Below are 16858 nucleotides of genomic sequence, written 5' to 3'. Positions count from 1 at the left end.
TATGTTTGCACGTTGTTGTATAGCACTACTTGGACTGATGATGGCTGCTTGTGTCACAAGCCAAAGCGCCATGTCCGAATTCAGTGAAATCAATCCTAAAACTGCTATTTTTGAAGTGGCAGTTAAAGAAGGTATCAGCTATCAAGAGGTGATTGAAAGTTTAAAAAGCATTTCAGAAGGCATGAATTTTGTTAATCCTGCTAACTTTCCAATAGGTGAGCATCTACAATTGCGTGGCATTGACCCGCAAGGAATCAAAGAAGTACACTCTTTTTGTAACTTAAGTATGGGTGCAGACATCATGCTTGATCATCCTGAATTTTTAGTATTTGCACCGTGCAGAATTGCCATCTACGAAAAGTTAGACGCCAACAATAAGCATCAATTATTCATTGGTTTAGCTCGTCCTACTTATGACTTAAAAAGCATCAAAAATCCAACAGAGCGTGCCAAACAATCAGCACAGCAATTAGAAGATGCATTGATCAGTTTGATACGAAAAGCCAGTGTTGGTGATTTTTAATACAGCGCCGCTACAGAGCATACAATTGTTTACGATGTTTGGTGACAAGATGGGAAAAGCACTGATCATTCATCACATTGAAATACATAATAATCAAGCAAAACCAAAAAATAGAAGCTTGAATTGAATAAAAAAGCTCACTATAACCGCTTAAATCCGTTTAATACTTTTTTTACAATGCGCTATCATAATCCAGTGTCAATATCAATTATGATGCCGGTCTATCAAATTAGGGTTCCAATACAGTAGATTCTTTTTCATCTTTTCGTTGACGTTAAAAAATGGTCGTGGCTATTTTTATCATCGAAATTAAGTGAGGGTTCTTAGATGATTCGACAGATTCAAGCAGAGTTAAGTATGATTAAAAAGTGCCGAGAAGACTTCAGGGTGCTTTACTTTACTTTGCTCGTTGTAACGCTCATGCATTTATTATTCATTTTTTTATTTTGGATAATCAATGTTCCCGCTATGTCGATTATTAATGTGGCAAGTGTGGTGTTTTACCTTGGCTGCCTAAAACTATTTATTCGTTCACTGATTAATCAAGATTTTGGAACACTTGTCTGGTTAATTACGGCTGAGGTGATATTGCATGCTTATTTGGCCTGCTATTATTTAGGCCTAGAAAGTGGCTTCCAATATTATATTTTCCCATTAACAGCCTTTCCATTGTTTGCAAAATCTGGCAACTTAATGTTAACGATTGTCAGATTATGCATTATCGCTGCTGGCTATATATTTCTAGAGCAATGGGTAAGTCAGATCGTTCCGCAAGTAAGCTTAGATCAACACATGCTGCAAATCATACGCTACGCTAATTTATCTGGTTTTGTATTGTTGTCTGGCAGCATTTCATTTGCCTTTGCCAAGGCAACCAATTTGAGCCAAGACGCACTATTAGAAATGGCCACATTTGATAAGTTAACAGGCCTACATAACCGATACAGTTTAGAAGCATTTGTTGAATCCAATGTCGAACAAAGTAAACAAAATGGCAAGCCATTATCTATGCTCATGGTTGATATTGATTACTTTAAAATAGTTAACGATCACTATGGCCATTTATGTGGTGATGCTGTTTTATCAACAGTGGCTAAGGTGATGCAAGGCGCATTAAGAGCGCAAGATGAACTTGGTCGGTGGGGTGGGGAAGAATTTATGGTGGTATTGCCAGACACAGATGCGTCAACTTTAGGCTTGCTAGCCGATCGTCTCCGTCTGGCAATTATGCATACAGACTATGTATATAAAAACAAACATTTATCAATTACTGCAACGGTAGGGGGCACAAGCCTAATAGCAGGAGACACGGTTGAATCGTTAATCTCTAGAACAGATCAAGCCTTGTATCACGGTAAGCGCAACGGCCGCAATTGTTACTATTTTCAATCTACATAATTGCATGATGATAGGATGCGCTGGCTGTTGAGGTTGCTTTCAGGCATCAATTCATCGTACTATTATTTTGACGATTTCAACTTTCAGGTGGTAGATAAATATAATGTTGAGCGATATTGAAATAGCGCAAGCAGCCACACTAAAGCCTATTCAAGCCATTGCAAAATCAATTGGCTTTGCTGAGGCAGATTTAATCCCATACGGGCATCACATTGCAAAGCTCAGCTATGCGGGATTAAATCAACTACAACATCAACCTAACGGCAAATTAATTTTAGTCACTGCGATTAGTCCAACACCACCAGGCGAAGGAAAAACAACCACTACCGTTGGTCTTGCAGATGCGTTAAATCGTATTGGTAAAAAAACGGTCGTGTGCATACGTGAACCCTCTCAGGGGCCAGTATTTGGTATGAAAGGCGGCGCTACTGGTGGTGGTTATGCGCAAGTAGTGCCGATGGAAAATATTAATTTGCATTTTACTGGTGATTTTCATGCAATTTCTGCAGCTAATAATTTGTTGGCTGCGCTGATCGATAATCATATTCATCACGGTAATGCTCTAGCTATTGATTTGGCTCGCATTACTTGGCGTCGATGTATGGACATGAATGACAGGGCACTACGTAAAGTGCACTTACATCAATTGCGTCACGAGACCGATACCGGCTTTGATATTACAGTTGCCAGTGAAGTGATGGCTATTTTTTGCTTGGCAGAAAGTTTAGATGATTTAAAGGTTCGTCTAGGCAAGATTCAAATAGCCAGAAGTGTCACAGGCAAAGCTATTTTTGCAAGCGATATTAAAGCAGAAGGGGCAATGACAGCACTCTTAAAAGATGCCTTTCAACCTAACTTAGTACAAACGTTGGAGGGTAACCCTGCCGTTATTCATGGTGGTCCTTTTGCTAATATTGCCCATGGTTGCAATTCAGTCATTGCCACCAAAACAGCACTTAAGTTGGCGGATTATGTGGTAACAGAGGCAGGTTTTGGTGCCGATTTGGGCGCAGAAAAGTTCTTTGATATTAAATGTCGGCAAGCGCATTTACAGCCAGATGCCGTTGTGTTGGTGGCTACAGTACGCGCATTAAAGTATCACGGTGGCGCAGCATTAGATGAGCTTAACAATGAAAATATTGATTTATTAAATAATGGAATCAATAATTTAAAAAGACATATTAATAATCTACATGAATATTTTGGCATGCAAGTAATTGTGGCTATTAATCACTTCAGTAATGACACGCCAGCAGAACTCGCTGCTTTAACACAAGCAGTTGTGCCATTAGGCTGTCAAGTGGTGGTTTGTAAACATTGGGCAGAAGGCGGCGCTGGCGCAACAGATTTGGCGCAACAAGTGGTGGCCAGTATAGACGCAAAACAATCGCAATTTAAACTACTTTACCCAGATGAGTTGCCCTTACGAGACAAATTGGCAACCATTGCCACACGCCTCTATGGCGCTGCTGGCATTAAGCTAAGCGACGAAGCCGAGCAACAAATATCAAACTTAAGTCATGATTACGCGCATTTGCCTATTTGTATTGCCAAAACACAATATTCGTTTTCATCCGATGCGACACTACGTAACGCACCTACAGGCCATGTTTTAGAAGTGAAAAGTGTGCGTTTATCGCGCGGCGCAGGTTTTGTTGTTGCATTATGTGGCGACATGATGACCATGCCAGGCTTGCCAATAAGACCTGCGAGTGAGCGTATCAATGTTGACCAAGCAGGTACTATCTCGGGGCTTTCTTAATCAAGGTCATAGTCGCATTATATGCAAATCATTGAACAAGGCGCAGTCGCCGATCAAATTATTGAACAAGGCGCAGTCGCCGAGCAAACCATTAGTAAATCTAAATTTCTGGCTTGGACAGCGTATTGTGAAAATGAGCGAGAAGTTGCTGCATTTCTGCGAGCAATCGCTGCCCAGCACCCACATGCCAGTCATCTTGCCTATGCCTTTCGATTAAAAACATCCGACGGCATTGTGCCAAGATTTTCTGATGCAGGAGAGCCATCTGGCACGGCTGGCATGCCAATTTTACAAAGGATAGAAGGCCTACATTTAATGAATGCCTGTGTTGGTGTGATTCGTTATTATGGCGGTATTAATTTAGGTAAGGGCGGCTTGGCGCGCGCTTATGGCGGCACAGCTAAATTAGCCCTAGATGCATCAACATTAGGTGCTTACATCGAAATGCAACAATTAAGCCTCACAATAGCATACAATCGCCTTGATGCCCTGACCAAGGCCTTATCACACATCAATGGGGAAATATTGGATAAAAGCTTTGATGAAAAAGTCCATATTGTTATCCGTTTACCACTAGCCGAACAACAAGCTTTTATGAATCGATTTACCAATGAATATGCCAACTAAACCAATCAGCCGAATAAAGCCGGTAACCACAATCGATATTGCTTCATGGCTCATCATGGCGATAGCCATGGTTTATATTTTAAAGTTTCACCTATTACCTGGCTTGCTAGCAGGATTACTGGTGTTTGAATTGGTGCATATTATTTCACCCTATATTGCCCAACAATTTCCTGGTTACAGATCTAAAGTGATTGCTGTTGGATTATTAGCAGTAGCGGTAGTTGGGGTGTTGATACTTACTACTGTTGGTCTAATAGCATTCTTTAAATCAGACGCCGGGAGTATTGCTAACTTAATCGGTAAAATGGCACAGATTATTGAAGATTCGCGCACTATATTGCCAGATTGGCTAGATTCACGGCTCCCAGCCGATGCCGTCGTATTGCAGCAGTTAGTAACAGAATGGTTACGTAATAACGCCACCAATCTGCAATTTTTGGGTAAAGAGGTTGGGCGCTACCTGGCACACATTTTGATTGCCATGATTATTGGCGGCATGTTGGCACTGCGCGAAGCCATGACGGATGATCATTACAAACCGTTTGCAAAAGCAATGATTCAGCGAACGACACAATTTGGCCGCGCGTTTAGAAACATTGTATTTGCTCAAGTTAGAATTTCAGCAGTCAATACCATCTTTACCGCTATTTATCTTTCTATTGCCTTGCCATTAATGGGGGTTGAGCTTCCATTCATCAAAACCATGATACTACTTACGTTTATTGTGGGCTTATTGCCAGTCATTGGCAATTTAATATCCAATACCATCATTGTGATTGTGAGTATGAGTCATTCGTTTGCAACCGCATTGGGATCGCTTGCCTTTTTGATCGTCATTCATAAATTAGAATATTTCTTAAACGCACGGATTATCGGTGGAAAAATCAGAGCCAATGCGTGGGAGCTACTCATCGCAATGGTATTAATGGAAGCAACATTTGGCATTGCGGGCGTGGTAGCAGCGCCAATCTATTATGCTTATATAAAAACCGAATTAAGAGTACGTGAACTGATTTAAAGCCCTATATTTAAATTAAGCATGCCACAGGTAAGCCGCCAATCCCAAGCCTAGCATTGCAATCGTGATAGATAAGATAAATGCAATCTTACTAGAATAAATTGCAGGAAGTTGTGTGTCAGCCAGCGTATCGTAAAAACGCTGATGTTGAATCGCTGCGGTACCAATTGCCAACGAACCAATAATCACAAACGCTATACCCAGCGCGGATGATAAGGGCGAACTCACATTATGTGCCAACGCTGGCGACTCCAAAGCCACCAATTTTACAAATAAACCAAAGCGCGAAATCACAAAACCTAGCGCAATAATGGTTAAGCCAGTGCGTAGCCAAGCCAGTAAAGTACGCTCAGCTGCAAAAAATATACGTGGATCATGATCAACTGCCATTCAATTTCCTTTTTAATATCACTATTATTAAGCGCCTAAAGGCCGTTTCATTGTGTTGCTGCCATGACTGAATGACAACGTGCTTGCTGATGCGGTTCGCAAGCAAGACTCATTTCATCAAGATATAGTACCTTGTTGATTAACAGCTTTTCAAGTCTTGTTGTTTTCTTGTGCTGTTCATAAATGTTAATTCCAGTGACAATTGTCTGCTGACCTAACACATAATCAAAATGTTCCTCAGTGGCATTACCACTGATACGTTCAAGCGCTCGCTTATCAAATCCAGTCAATCGAAAGCGTTCGTTTTCATAGCGAAAGCTAAACGTATGCTGCGTTGTATCATAGCCGCTACAGTTTAATTGATAGTTTAATATCACCTTCACAATACCATCCATAATGTTAATTTCACCTGCCTCAACTAAAGGGTCAGCTAAACAAGGCTTTTCCATACTATGCTGCGTAGGAAAGCCATTAGCAACATTCAACACTTCTTGATAGCCTGTTGGCGTTTGAAACAAAATCAGCATTTTTCTCGGGTTCATATTCAAGATAGTGGGTCCAACTCTGCGATTCCTACTCAGATAGCGCTTATCGGTATTTTCAATCACCATAATGGCATCTTCTTGACCATCTTGATTGATATCACCTAAGGCGTAATAAACCAAAATCCAATTGTTAGGCACACTGTCATTTATCATCTCTACTTTTGCCTCAGCAAAAGCGTAAGAGGCAGATAGAAATAAAGCAATGATAAAGATTGGTTTTATTAGTATGGTCATTCAGATATCTCAAATACGCCATTCAAAGCATACCATGGTCAGTTTTATTTACGATTAATGCCACTTTACAACCAATGCGATAATCAACATTGTTATGGCTAAATGTTGTTTTATCAACTGCATTTTTGTACAGTGGCAATGGTGTGGTCGCATTGATAGTAAACCATATAACAAGGTTCACAACCCATGCTAGCGCCCGCAAGCAGAGGCATGCTAGGCTTAAGATTGTGTTTAACCATCAGCGATTTGCCTTTTGTGCTTTTTTCGCATGGCGTTAACTCGGTTATAATTCAAGGCATGAACGCATTCACACTACTACTCATTTTGCTTGTTTTGCTCACCTGCATGGTACTCTGGTTGGTGTGGCAAACCATGCAAACAACAAAAGCTAAGTTGCAACAGCGCGCTGAAGAAGAAAAGCGTCTAGAAGAAAAGCACAGGGCCATGCTGATGGATTTGCACGATGGCTTGAATAAATTAGGCGATCGTTTAAATGCGGTTGCACAAGATAATAGTGACCGCTTAAAAACGAGTGTAGCGCAAGAGCTAGCATCCACGCGCGAAGCGATGCAAAAATTACAAATTGAGCAAGCCAATAATTTGTCGCAAACACGCGAAACAGTACTCGAAAAACTACATATCACCTTGGCCGAGCAAGGCAAGTCACAACAAGGTTTGATTAACGACACCATGCTAAAAGCAACCACCACGCTAACGCAAACCATAGAAAGCTTGAGCAAAGTGGTCGATGCGCGCTTAGAAGAGATAGGCGGCAAAGTTTCTGAACGCTTAGAAGAGGGCTTTAAAAAGACCAATGAAACCTTTGTGAGCGTGATGCAACGCCTTGCCACCATTGACGAAGCGCAGAAAAAAATTGATGGTTTAAGTAGCAATATGGTGAGTTTGCAAGAGTTGCTGGGAGATAAAAAAAGCCGAGGCGCCTACGGTGAAGTACAGTTAGAGGGCTTGATTCGCAATGTATTGCCAGAGCAAAGTTTTAAAATGCAGCATCAATTTGACAACGGCACACGTGTGGATTGCGCCTTGTTTTTGCCAGAGCCAACTGGCACCGTTGCGGTGGATAGTAAATTTCCGTTAGAAAATTATCACCGCATGTTTGATAAATCGCTAAATGATCTTGAAAAAGCCTTGGCAACCAAACAATTTAAAGCCGATGTGAAGCGTCATGTCGATGATATTGCCACTAAATACATTATTCCCAACGTGACTTCTGATGGTGCTGTGATGTTTATTCCTGCAGAGGCCGTCTTTGCTGAGATTCATGCATACCATCCCGATGTCATTGATTATGCGATGAATAAGCGCGTTTGGGTGGTTTCACCCACCACATTAATGGCGGTGTTAAACACCGCACGCGCCGTGTTAAAAGATGTCGAAATGCGCAAACAAGTGCATATTATTAAAGATGAGCTTGGTAAGCTGAGCGTTGATTTTAAACGCTTTGATACCCGTATGAAAAAACTGGCCGATAACATCCGGCAGGCGCATGAAAATGCACAAGATGTTCATATTAGTAGCCAAAAAATATCGCGCACATTTGCCCGTATTGAGCGTGTAGAACTCACCAATGATCCTAATCTTGACTTATTAGATGCGGTTGATGAAGATTAATTTAACACGTTAAATAAAGTAATTAACTATCTGAATTAAAACATATGAATATAAAAGTATTGTATTTTGCAAGAATTAAAGAATCTGTAAATTATTCAACAGAGGACATCGTATTGCCAGCTGAGGTTTCAACCATCAGCACCCTTAAAAGTTTTTTGGCGCAACGTGGTGCAGTGTGGGCAGATTTATTTAACGGCAAACAGCTGGTGCGCGCTGCCATTAATCATGAGTTGGTGGATGACATGATGACCATTAATGATGGCGATGAAGTGGCATTTTTTCCACCGGTAACAGGCGGATAGGCTAATTAATCGATATGACAGTGCGCGTACAAACAGCAGATTTTGATGTGGCAATCGAATTGACGGCCATCCGCACCGCCAGTGCTGATGTTGGTGCTGTGGTGAGTTTTGTTGGGCAGGTGCGCGACATGAATGATGGCGATACCGTGAAGACGCTAACGTTGGAACATTATCCAGGCATGACAGAGCGCGCACTTGAGCAGATTGAAACTGAAGCAAAATCGCGTTGGGATATCCTAAACAGCTTGATTATTCATCGGGTCGGCACCCTCAAGCCGCTCGATCAAATTGTATTGGTCGCGGTCAGTAGTGCCCATAGAGGTGAGGCCTTTAAAGCCTGTGAATTTATGATGGATTATTTAAAGACACAAGCACCGTTTTGGAAAAAAGAATCGACCCCTGATGGAGAGCGTTGGGTAGAGGCAAAAAGTAGCGATGATCAAGCGCAATCACGCTGGAACAATCATGACTAGGCAATTGGTACAAGTCAGCAATACGTAAGATTAGACAATAGGAAAGTATGCAAATTTTAAATGAACAAGCACTCAATGCGAGTGTGCCTTTACATGATTTGACGTTTAAAACCACTAAAGAGTTGATTCACGCACAAGAAAATCAACCACATGTGCATGGCTGGATAGCGCAAGCAGAAGCCAAAAAAGCGGCCATGTTTGGTCTAAAAATGCGCCAAGCAGGCTTTAATATGCTGGTGCTAGGACAACATGGCAGCGGTCGCACGTCTTTAATGCAAAGTGCCATGCAACAAGTGGCAAAAGAAACGGGCGGGCAATTGCACGATTTGGTCGCGGTCTATCATTTTAGTCGCACCAACCAACCTTTCTTAATCAAATTACCTGTTGGTTTAGGCGCTGAGCTGTCTGCACACATGGATGCGTTTTCCCGCGTATTTATGGCCGAATTGCCAACGCTCATTACCATTAAAGATAAAACAGAGGCAATAAATAAGGCAAAGCCATGGCTAGCCAGTGCCTTGCAAGATTTACTAGAACTGGCTCAAGATAATGGCCAATTGATGCAATATGTTGAATTGGTTAAAAAAGACGTGATTGGCTTTTTAAAAGTCTATCCAACACCAGCCAATAACGATGTGGAAGGCGCTTTAGAAGCGCTGATGAGCGATGGCTTTTTGAATCGTTTCCGCGTCAATCTATTGGTGGATAATAGCATTGCCGCTGCCGAAGGGCTGTTGCAACCCATTGTTTATGATAACGACCCAAGCTATCAATCATTGTTTGGCAGTTTAGAATCTGGCGCAGAACACACACACGAGTTTATGCGCTTGCGGGCAGGTAAATTACATAAAGCCGATGGCGGCATGTTATTGGTGCAATTGCGCGACATTTTGAACGATGAGCAAAACGGTGCACAAATGATAGAAAAGCTGTATCGCTTTTTGCGCAACGGCACCTTGCAATTTGAAGATGTTGCAGGAAGCGGACAAAGTGCAGGTTATGTGCTGGCCAACACGCTTATTCCATTGCGGGTTAAATTAATATTAATAGCAATGCGCGAAGATTTTTATAGCTTGCTTGAAGAAAACCCCGATTTTTTTGATCACTTTCCCATCAAAGTAGAGTTTGCCGATAGCATTAATGCCAATGCAGAAAGTTATGCGGCTGTGGCTGGTTATGTGGCACAAAAGTGTGAGCAGCATCAATGCGCGCATTTTAACGCCGAGGCGGTGGCAACGCTGATTGGTGCGCTGCAACGTTTAGAGGAAGATCAAGTGCGCATTAGCACCAACTTTGCCTTTTTAGAGCGCCTCATGCTAGAGAGCGCCTCTTACGCAGGTGAGGCAGATGTAGTCACACGCGAGCATGTCCACGCGGCGATTAATGCCAGAAATCGACGCCACCAATATTTTGAGACGCAAATTCGTGAATCAATCATTGATAATGAGTTGCTCATTCAAGTGCATGGCGAAGTAGTGGGTCAAATTAATGGCTTAACCCATATCGAGCTAGGCGATGCCAGTTTTGGCTCGCCCATTCGTATCACTGCACGCTGTTATCCTGGTCAAAAAGGCTTGATTAATATCGACCGCGAAGTGAATATGAGTGGCCCCAATCACGATAAAGGCATTTTTATTTTGCAAAATTGGCTCAGCGCCAGTTTTTCACATTTGGCGCCATTAAGCCTCAATGCATCATTGGTGTTTGAGCAAGAATATAACGGCGTAGAAGGAGATTCTGCATCATGTGCAGAGCTATTCGCGCTGTTGTCTGCAATGGCCAATCTGCCTATTCAACAAGGCATTGCCATCACTGGTGCGTTAAATCAGTTTGGCGAAGTAATGCCAATTGGCGGCGTCAATGAAAAAATAGAAGGTTATTTTAGAGTATGCAAAGCGCTAGGATTAGATGGCAAACAAGGCGTCATTATTCCCAAACGTAATCAACGCCATTTACTTCTGGATGATGAAGTAGTGCAAGCGGTCAAAGATGGCCAATTCCAGATTATTACCATTGATCATGTATTAGAAGGCATCCAACATTTAGTTGGCGTTAATGCTGGCGAAAAAGATGCAACTGGCAGCTACCCGCCTAATACCGTCATGGGACATGCGCAAGCAGTGTTGGCAGAGTATCGTAAAACCCTAGAAACAAACCAACCGCAAACAAAACATAACATGTAGTAAAAAACGCGTCACACTATGCCGCTTAATGACAACATCCGTCACTGCGAGCGAAGCGCGGCAGTCTAGTATGTTAATTATGTTAAGTGTGTAAGGGACATAGATGGTAACTAACCTTGATGAAAAATGTCGATTAGATAAATGGCTGTGGGCAGCACGTTTTTTTAAAACGCGTAGTCTGGCGGCCGATGCCGTGAGTGGTGGTAAGGTGCGCGTCAATGGCGACCGCGCTAAAAGCGCAAAAGAAGTGCAACTGGGTATGCAAATACAAATCACCACCAAAGACATGGAAATGGTGATAGAAGTAACAGGCTTATCGAATACGCGACGCAGCGCGACGGATGCTACATTTTTGTACAAAGAAACCAAAGAAAGCAAAGCCAAGCGTGACAATATCAAAACCACCCGCAGCAATGAACACGCCGAGCGAGAGCGTGGAGCAGGGCGTCCAACCAAACGACAACTGCGTGAGATTGCCAAATTTACAGGCATTAAAAACTACGATGGGCTATAAAAATTTGTCAAAATCTGTCACTACCATCAGTGAAAAAGCAAAGAGACAAAGCACAAAAAAGACCTATTTATCGACCATATTGCACTATAATGCAAAATAGTCGCGACTTTTATCCATTATTGTGTAAAATAGTCGCATGAAAAGATATTTATACGAACAGATTCGTCAAGATCTGCAGAAAAAACTCGTAGTGCTGACTGGTCCTCGGCAGATCGGCAAGACCACGCTGAGTCAGCAGCTAATGGAGGCGCTACCTGATAGCCAGTATCTGAATTTTGATGTACTACCACACAGGCTAGTCATCAATGCGCAACAATGGCGTCAGAGCTCACCACTGCTGATTTTTGATGAAATACATAAAATGCAAGATTGGAAGACTTGGTTAAAAGGCGTATTTGATGGTCGTGCAGCTCAGCAACAAATTCTCGTCACTGGAAGCGCGCGCATGGAGACATTTAGGCAAGGAGGAGATTCTCTTGCTGGACGATATTTTAGATTAAGATTGCATCCCTTATCAGTACGAGAGTGGGTGGAGGTGCAACGCGTTTCACCACAACTTGCGCTTAACCACCTATTGAAAAGAGGGGGGTTTCCCGAACCTGCACTTGCAGATAATGATACTGAGGCTGACCGTTGGCGTTACAGTTATTTTAACGACCTGATTAGAGAGGATGTGCTTGAGTTTTCACGAGTGCAAGAAATTAACACCATGCGCCTTTTTGCTGAGATGCTGCGCTCCCGCGTTGGATCTCCACTGTCACTTGCCTCTATAGCGCGAGACCTTAGCGTTTCACCAACAACATTAGCTCGATATTTAGAAATACTGGAGTCACTTTTTATTGTTTTCTCTGTCAGACCGTGGCACCACAATATCGCTAGAGCGATATTGAAATCTCCCAAAGTCTACTTTTATGACACGGGATTAGTATTAGGAGATGAGGGCATTCGATTTGAAAATTTGGTTGCCTGCCATCTATTAAAAAAAGTTCAATGGCAACAAGATGTAGCGGGAGAAACAGTCAATTTGCATTACATTAGAACGAAAGATGATGCAGAAGTTGATTTTGTATTAAGCCAAGCAGGCAGCATCACCGATTTAATTGAATGCAAGCTTCATGCCACTAGCTCGCACAAACCGCTTCATCGATTTTCCGCGCAGTGGCCGTTAGCAAAAGCGATTCAATTAGTAAAAGAGTGCAGTAATGAGGCCGATATACAAACAGTGCAGGTTCGAAATGCAGCCAATTGGCTAAACGCTTTAGCGGTTTAATATTACGGAGTTAAGCGCAGGTTCCCAACCAAATGCCAATTACGGAATATCGTCCAGTTTACTGGCATTAAAAACTACGACGGGATTTAAAGAAACGCTTTAAAGACTTTTTGCTGTGATTGCGCATTTCAGCCCAACGGTCATTGTGAGGAATGTAATGACGAAGCAATCCAGTCTTTCAGTAATTAAGCGTTATAACAGCCAAAATAAACTATCCATCCAGCATGCTACATAACACCCAAATAGAAACTAATTGTGTTGCATGTAACTTCCGAGTATAGTTGTTACATGTAACACAATTAGGAGTATAACAATGCAATCAAATAATGCTTCACGCGTACAAAAACATCGTGCCACTTTACGTGCATCTGGATTACGTCCTGTACAAATCTGGGTTCCAGATACGCGCCAAAAAGGCTTTGCAGAAGAATGCCAACGACAATCACTTGCGTTGCAAAGGGACTTTAAGGAAGCTGAGTTATTGGGTTGGATGGAAGAAGTTGCCGATACTGAAGGTTGGAAATGAGGCGTGGTGATTTAGTCACAATTGTACTAGCAGGTGCATACGGTAAACCACGCCCAGCAATCATTATTCAATCCGACCTATTTAAAGAGCATCCTTCCGTCACCATACTGCCTGTGACAAGCGAACTTCGTGATTTGCCTTTATTTCGCATAGGGGTTCAGCCCGATTCAAATAATGGACTGAGTAAACTATCTGAGATTATGATAGATAAAATACAAACTGTGCCTCGCGACAAGGTAGGTCAAGTGTTCGGACACCTATCTGATGAAGCAATGCTCGCAGTCAACAGAGCGCTCGCAGTATTTGTTGGTATCGCTTAGTAATGTTGTAGTTATTAACCCATCTTTCTGAGCCAAGCGAAGCAATATAGTTATCTTTCAATTCCATGGACTGCCACGCTTCGCTCGCAGTGACGAGTGCTGTCATTGCGAGGAATGTAATGACGAAGCAATCCAGACAGCTTCAAACACCGTGCACTGCCACGCCTTTCACCCTCGCAGTGACTCATTCGTCATTGCGAGCATCGCGAAGCAATCCAGTAAACTGCTACTTTTACTCAAAAAGCTTGCAATCCATAAACAATTATTGATAAACTGCGTTCATTCATTGAACGGTAAAACCATTTCAGCATGCTAACTGACGAATACCGCTACAAAATTTTAAAAGCATTAGAAAAAAATCCTGAGATTAGTCAGCGCGATTTGGCGTGTGAATTAGGTGTTAGCTTGGGTCGCGCGAACTATTGTTTAAAAGCGCTGATTGATGTTGGTTTACTTAAAGTGTCCAATTTTAAAAATAGCAAAAATAAACTAGCCTATATGTATCTATTGACCCCAAGTGGCGTAAAAGAAAAATCTGCCATTACCGAACGCTTCCTAAAAGCCAAATTGCAAGAATACGCTTCTTTAGAAGCGGAGATTGAAGCACTTAGGGCTGAAGCGAAAAAGACAATAGATGCCGAGGTTTATCACTCATGAGCAAGCATTACGCGCTTATTCTAAGTGGTGGATCTGGCACACGTTTATGGCCATTGTCGCGCACATTACGACCTAAACAATTGCTAGCATTAAATGGCAAAGAAACGTTATTACAACAAACAGCAATGCGTTTATTAGCGCATGTGCCTGCCCAACATCTCTATACCGTTACCCACGAAGATCACAAGTTTGAAGTAAAAGGGCAACTGGCTGAAGTAGCACCAGACGCTGTCGCTAATGTGCTAGCCGAACCTTGCGCTAGAAACACCTTGCCAGCCATTGCTTGGGCAGTCAATCAAATCCAACAACGTGACAAAGATGCCATTATTGGCGTATTTGCTTCCGATCATGCTATTGATAATCAAATTGCGTTTATCGAAGCATGGCAAACAGCAGAAACAATCGCTGAGCAAGATTATTTAGTGCTATTGGGCATTAAACCAGATGCTCCAGCAACTGGTTACGGCTATATCCAACCAAGTAAACAGATTGCAAATGGCAATATGCCTGTTTTTGAAGTGGCGCAATTTGTAGAAAAACCAGAAGCACAAACTGCAAAACAATATGTGGAAAAAGGCTATTTATGGAATAGCGGCATGTTTGTATTTAAAGCCAGTGTTTTTATGAAAATGCTCACCCAATATCAGCCAGAAATGGCCAGCCAATTAAGCAACATGACAACAGAGAATTTTGCACAAACCTATGCTAATTTTGCCAATCTATCCATGGATTATGGCTTAGCAGAAAAAGCAGAAAAAATCGCCGTAGTGCCCGTTGATATGGCTTGGAGTGATTTAGGCAGTTGGGAATCAATTTATCAAAAGCAAACTAAAGATGAAAATAACAATGTCATGCACGGTGATGTGTTTGCACAAGACACAACCAATAGCCTGCTTTGGAGCCAATCTAATTTACTAGCCACTGCAGGATTAGATAATGTGGTGGTGATACAAACGGCCGATGCAACACTGGTTTGTGACAGAAGCAGAACAGAAGAAATTAAATCGCTGGTGGCACGCGTCAAAGAGCACAAAGCAGAATTAGCAGAAACAAACCTAACGGTTCATCGCCCTTGGGGCACCTATACAGTGCTTGAAGAGTCGACAAGCTTTAAAATCAAACGCATCGTTGTGAACCCAGGCGCAAAGCTTTCCATGCAAATGCACAACCACCGTTCTGAACATTGGGTAGTCGTAGCAGGAGAAGCAACCATTACCAATAACGGCAACACTATAACTTTACAAGAAAATCAATCAACTTATATTCCGAAAACACATCACCATCGCCTAGAAAACAAAGGCAAATCGCCTCTTGCAATCATTGAAGTGCAATGCGGCGACTATGTCGGTGAGGATGATATTATTCGGTTTGATGATCAATATGGTAGGGCGGAAACATGAAAAAAGTCGCATTAATTACAGGTGTAACAGGGCAAGATGGCGCATATCTTGCTGAACTTTTGTTAAATAAAGGATATGTTGTTCATGGCATTAAGCGTCGCGCTTCTTCATTTAATACCGATCGTATCGACCATCTATATCAAGACCCGCATTTAGATAATAAGAACTTTATTTTGCATTATGGTGATTTAACCGATTCAACAAATCTCATCCGAATTGTTAAACAGGTGCAACCTGATGAAATTTATAATCTAGCAGCAATGAGTCATGTCGCTGTTAGCTTTGAGTCGCCAGAATATACGGCCGATGTTGATGGTTTAGGTACATTACGTATCCTAGAAGCAATCAGAATTTTAGGGCTTGAGAAAAAAACAAAGTTTTATCAAGCGTCCACTTCTGAGCTATATGGTCTAGTCCAAGAAACACCTCAGACAGAAACCACACCTTTCTATCCTCGTAGTCCTTATGCCGTTGCCAAAATGTATGCTTATTGGATTACCGTTAACTATCGTGAAGCGCATGGTATTTATGCCTGCAATGGTATTTTGTTTAATCACGAAAGCCCATTACGTGGCGAAACGTTTGTTACCCGCAAAATTACGCGTGCGTTGGCGCGTATTAAGCTAGGCTTGCAAGAAACACTTTATCTTGGCAACTTAAACGTTTTGCGTGACTGGGGCCATGCTAAAGACTATGTAGAGATGCAATGGATGATGTTGCAGCAAGAAAAAGCCGAAGATTTTGTGATTGCAACTGGTGTGCAGTATAGCGTACGAGATTTTGTAAACTCAGCGGCTAAAGAGCTAAAAATGGACATCACATGGCAAGGAAGTGGTGTAGACGAAAAAGGGTATATGGATGGAAAATGTATTGTTCAAGTTGATGAAAAATACTTTAGACCAACAGAAGTTGAGACTCTGCTTGGAGACCCAAGCAAAGCTAAACAAAAGCTAGGCTGGACACCAAAAATCACATTTGACGAACTAGTGTCTGAAATGGTGCGAGAAGACTATAAGTCAGCTCAACGAGATGAGTTGATTAAAAAACATGGTTTTCAAACAATGGACTATCACGAATAAACTGG

General features: G+C 42.1%; 18 protein-coding genes. 16 read left to right on the top strand and 2 right to left on the bottom strand.

The features are described 5' to 3' along the window. Position 1 precedes the first annotated feature (1 nt). The 5 genes from KFB94_00510 to KFB94_00490 all read left to right on the top strand — a co-directional run bounded on the left by KFB94_00510 (position 2) and on the right by KFB94_00490 (position 5328). Positions 2 to 523, top strand: a complete 522-nt coding sequence (locus tag KFB94_00510; protein ID QVL45648.1) for a DUF302 domain-containing protein — start codon at positions 2 to 4, stop codon at positions 521 to 523. A gap of 327 nt (positions 524 to 850) precedes the next feature. Next, entirely contained in the window at positions 851 to 1921 is a 1071-nt protein-coding gene (locus tag KFB94_00505; protein ID QVL45647.1) for a GGDEF domain-containing protein, read from the top strand. Positions 1922 to 2024: 103 nt separating this feature from the next. Beyond that, a complete protein-coding gene (locus tag KFB94_00500) occupies positions 2025 to 3683 on the top strand; it encodes a formate--tetrahydrofolate ligase (GenBank protein ID QVL45646.1) in 1659 nt (552 codons plus the stop codon). Positions 3684 to 3704: 21 nt separating this feature from the next. Beyond that, positions 3705 to 4310: a YigZ family protein gene (locus tag KFB94_00495; protein QVL45645.1), complete on the top strand. Its 606-nt coding sequence runs from the start codon at positions 3705 to 3707 to the stop codon at positions 4308 to 4310. A gap of 55 nt (positions 4311 to 4365) precedes the next feature. After that, entirely contained in the window at positions 4366 to 5328 is a 963-nt protein-coding gene (locus KFB94_00490) for an AI-2E family transporter (protein ID QVL46501.1), read from the top strand. 15 nt (positions 5329 to 5343) lie between these two features. Here KFB94_00490 and KFB94_00485 read toward each other — a convergent pair whose 3' ends face one another. Both KFB94_00485 and KFB94_00480 read right to left on the bottom strand, forming a co-directional pair. Then, a complete protein-coding gene (locus KFB94_00485) occupies positions 5344 to 5718 on the bottom strand; it encodes a DUF202 domain-containing protein (GenBank protein ID QVL45644.1) in 375 nt (124 codons plus the stop codon). Between the two features lie 47 nt (positions 5719 to 5765). Then, complete coding sequence (locus KFB94_00480) at positions 5766 to 6497, bottom strand: hypothetical protein (protein QVL45643.1); 732 nt, start codon at positions 6495 to 6497, stop codon at positions 5766 to 5768. 297 nt (positions 6498 to 6794) lie between these two features. Here KFB94_00480 and rmuC point away from each other — a divergent pair, with 297 nt between their 5' ends. The 11 genes from rmuC (at position 6795) to gmd (ending at position 16853) form a co-directional block, all read left to right on the top strand. Then, a complete protein-coding gene (gene rmuC, locus KFB94_00475) occupies positions 6795 to 8129 on the top strand; it encodes a DNA recombination protein RmuC (GenBank protein QVL46500.1) in 1335 nt (444 codons plus the stop codon). Between the two features lie 44 nt (positions 8130 to 8173). Beyond that, positions 8174 to 8431: a molybdopterin converting factor subunit 1 gene (moaD, locus tag KFB94_00470; GenBank protein ID QVL45642.1), complete on the top strand. Its 258-nt coding sequence runs from the start codon at positions 8174 to 8176 to the stop codon at positions 8429 to 8431. A gap of 14 nt (positions 8432 to 8445) precedes the next feature. Next, positions 8446 to 8904, top strand: a complete 459-nt coding sequence (moaE, locus tag KFB94_00465; protein QVL45641.1) for a molybdopterin synthase catalytic subunit MoaE — start codon at positions 8446 to 8448, stop codon at positions 8902 to 8904. A gap of 47 nt (positions 8905 to 8951) precedes the next feature. Continuing rightward, positions 8952 to 11087, top strand: a complete 2136-nt coding sequence (locus KFB94_00460; GenBank protein ID QVL45640.1) for an AAA family ATPase — start codon at positions 8952 to 8954, stop codon at positions 11085 to 11087. A gap of 103 nt (positions 11088 to 11190) precedes the next feature. Further along, positions 11191 to 11601: an RNA-binding S4 domain-containing protein gene (locus tag KFB94_00455; protein QVL45639.1), complete on the top strand. Its 411-nt coding sequence runs from the start codon at positions 11191 to 11193 to the stop codon at positions 11599 to 11601. A gap of 136 nt (positions 11602 to 11737) precedes the next feature. Then, positions 11738 to 12871, top strand: coding sequence for an ATP-binding protein (locus tag KFB94_00450; protein QVL45638.1), 1134 nt, complete (start codon positions 11738 to 11740; stop codon positions 12869 to 12871). A gap of 313 nt (positions 12872 to 13184) precedes the next feature. After that, positions 13185 to 13397 carry an antitoxin MazE family protein gene (locus tag KFB94_00445; protein ID QVL45637.1) on the top strand — a complete coding sequence of 71 codons (213 nt, stop codon included), beginning with the start codon at positions 13185 to 13187 and terminating at the stop codon, positions 13395 to 13397. Further along, positions 13394 to 13717 carry a type II toxin-antitoxin system PemK/MazF family toxin gene (locus KFB94_00440; protein QVL45636.1) on the top strand — a complete coding sequence of 108 codons (324 nt, stop codon included), beginning with the start codon at positions 13394 to 13396 and terminating at the stop codon, positions 13715 to 13717. The genes KFB94_00445 and KFB94_00440 overlap by 4 nt, the downstream gene beginning before the upstream one ends. Before the next feature lie 309 nt (positions 13718 to 14026). Then, positions 14027 to 14374 carry a MarR family EPS-associated transcriptional regulator gene (locus KFB94_00435; GenBank protein QVL45635.1) on the top strand — a complete coding sequence of 116 codons (348 nt, stop codon included), beginning with the start codon at positions 14027 to 14029 and terminating at the stop codon, positions 14372 to 14374. Further along, the gene (locus KFB94_00430) at positions 14371 to 15774 is read left to right on the top strand and encodes a mannose-1-phosphate guanylyltransferase/mannose-6-phosphate isomerase (GenBank protein ID QVL45634.1); all 1404 of its coding nucleotides are present in this window, start codon (positions 14371 to 14373) and stop codon (positions 15772 to 15774) included. Before KFB94_00435 ends, KFB94_00430 begins: the two co-directional genes overlap by 4 nt. After that, positions 15771 to 16853, top strand: a complete 1083-nt coding sequence (gene gmd, locus KFB94_00425; GenBank protein ID QVL45633.1) for a GDP-mannose 4,6-dehydratase — start codon at positions 15771 to 15773, stop codon at positions 16851 to 16853. The genes KFB94_00430 and gmd overlap by 4 nt, the downstream gene beginning before the upstream one ends. The last annotated feature ends 5 nt before the right edge of the window (positions 16854 to 16858 follow it).

It is taken from the genome of Methylophilaceae bacterium (genome assembly GCA_018398995.1).
In the GTDB taxonomy this organism is placed as follows: domain Bacteria; phylum Pseudomonadota; class Gammaproteobacteria; order Burkholderiales; family Methylophilaceae.
This window is presented reverse-complemented; position numbering and strand designations above follow the sequence as displayed.

Excerpts from the sequence above, each read along its gene's own strand:
- rmuC (QVL46500.1), top strand. The coding sequence starts at position 6,795 with ATGAACGCATTCACACTACTACTCATTTTGCTTGTTTTGCTCACCTGC.
- KFB94_00495 (QVL45645.1), top strand. The coding sequence starts at position 3,705 with ATGCAAATCATTGAACAAGGCGCAGTCGCCGATCAAATTATTGAACAA.
- KFB94_00455 (QVL45639.1), top strand. The coding sequence starts at position 11,191 with ATGGTAACTAACCTTGATGAAAAATGTCGATTAGATAAATGGCTGTGG.
- KFB94_00480 (QVL45643.1), bottom strand. The coding sequence starts at position 6,497 with ATGACCATACTAATAAAACCAATCTTTATCATTGCTTTATTTCTATCT.
- KFB94_00510 (QVL45648.1), top strand. The coding sequence starts at position 2 with ATGTTTGCACGTTGTTGTATAGCACTACTTGGACTGATGATGGCTGCT.
- moaD (QVL45642.1), top strand. The coding sequence starts at position 8,174 with ATGAATATAAAAGTATTGTATTTTGCAAGAATTAAAGAATCTGTAAAT.
- gmd (QVL45633.1), top strand. The coding sequence starts at position 15,771 with ATGAAAAAAGTCGCATTAATTACAGGTGTAACAGGGCAAGATGGCGCA.
- KFB94_00490 (QVL46501.1), top strand. The coding sequence starts at position 4,366 with ATGGCGATAGCCATGGTTTATATTTTAAAGTTTCACCTATTACCTGGC.
- KFB94_00445 (QVL45637.1), top strand. The coding sequence starts at position 13,185 with ATGCAATCAAATAATGCTTCACGCGTACAAAAACATCGTGCCACTTTA.
- KFB94_00440 (QVL45636.1), top strand. The coding sequence starts at position 13,394 with ATGAGGCGTGGTGATTTAGTCACAATTGTACTAGCAGGTGCATACGGT.
- KFB94_00435 (QVL45635.1), top strand. The coding sequence starts at position 14,027 with ATGCTAACTGACGAATACCGCTACAAAATTTTAAAAGCATTAGAAAAA.
- KFB94_00450 (QVL45638.1), top strand. The coding sequence starts at position 11,738 with ATGAAAAGATATTTATACGAACAGATTCGTCAAGATCTGCAGAAAAAA.
- moaE (QVL45641.1), top strand. The coding sequence starts at position 8,446 with ATGACAGTGCGCGTACAAACAGCAGATTTTGATGTGGCAATCGAATTG.
- KFB94_00505 (QVL45647.1), top strand. The coding sequence starts at position 851 with ATGATTCGACAGATTCAAGCAGAGTTAAGTATGATTAAAAAGTGCCGA.
- KFB94_00500 (QVL45646.1), top strand. The coding sequence starts at position 2,025 with ATGTTGAGCGATATTGAAATAGCGCAAGCAGCCACACTAAAGCCTATT.
- KFB94_00430 (QVL45634.1), top strand. The coding sequence starts at position 14,371 with ATGAGCAAGCATTACGCGCTTATTCTAAGTGGTGGATCTGGCACACGT.
- KFB94_00460 (QVL45640.1), top strand. The coding sequence starts at position 8,952 with ATGCAAATTTTAAATGAACAAGCACTCAATGCGAGTGTGCCTTTACAT.
- KFB94_00485 (QVL45644.1), bottom strand. The coding sequence starts at position 5,718 with ATGGCAGTTGATCATGATCCACGTATATTTTTTGCAGCTGAGCGTACT.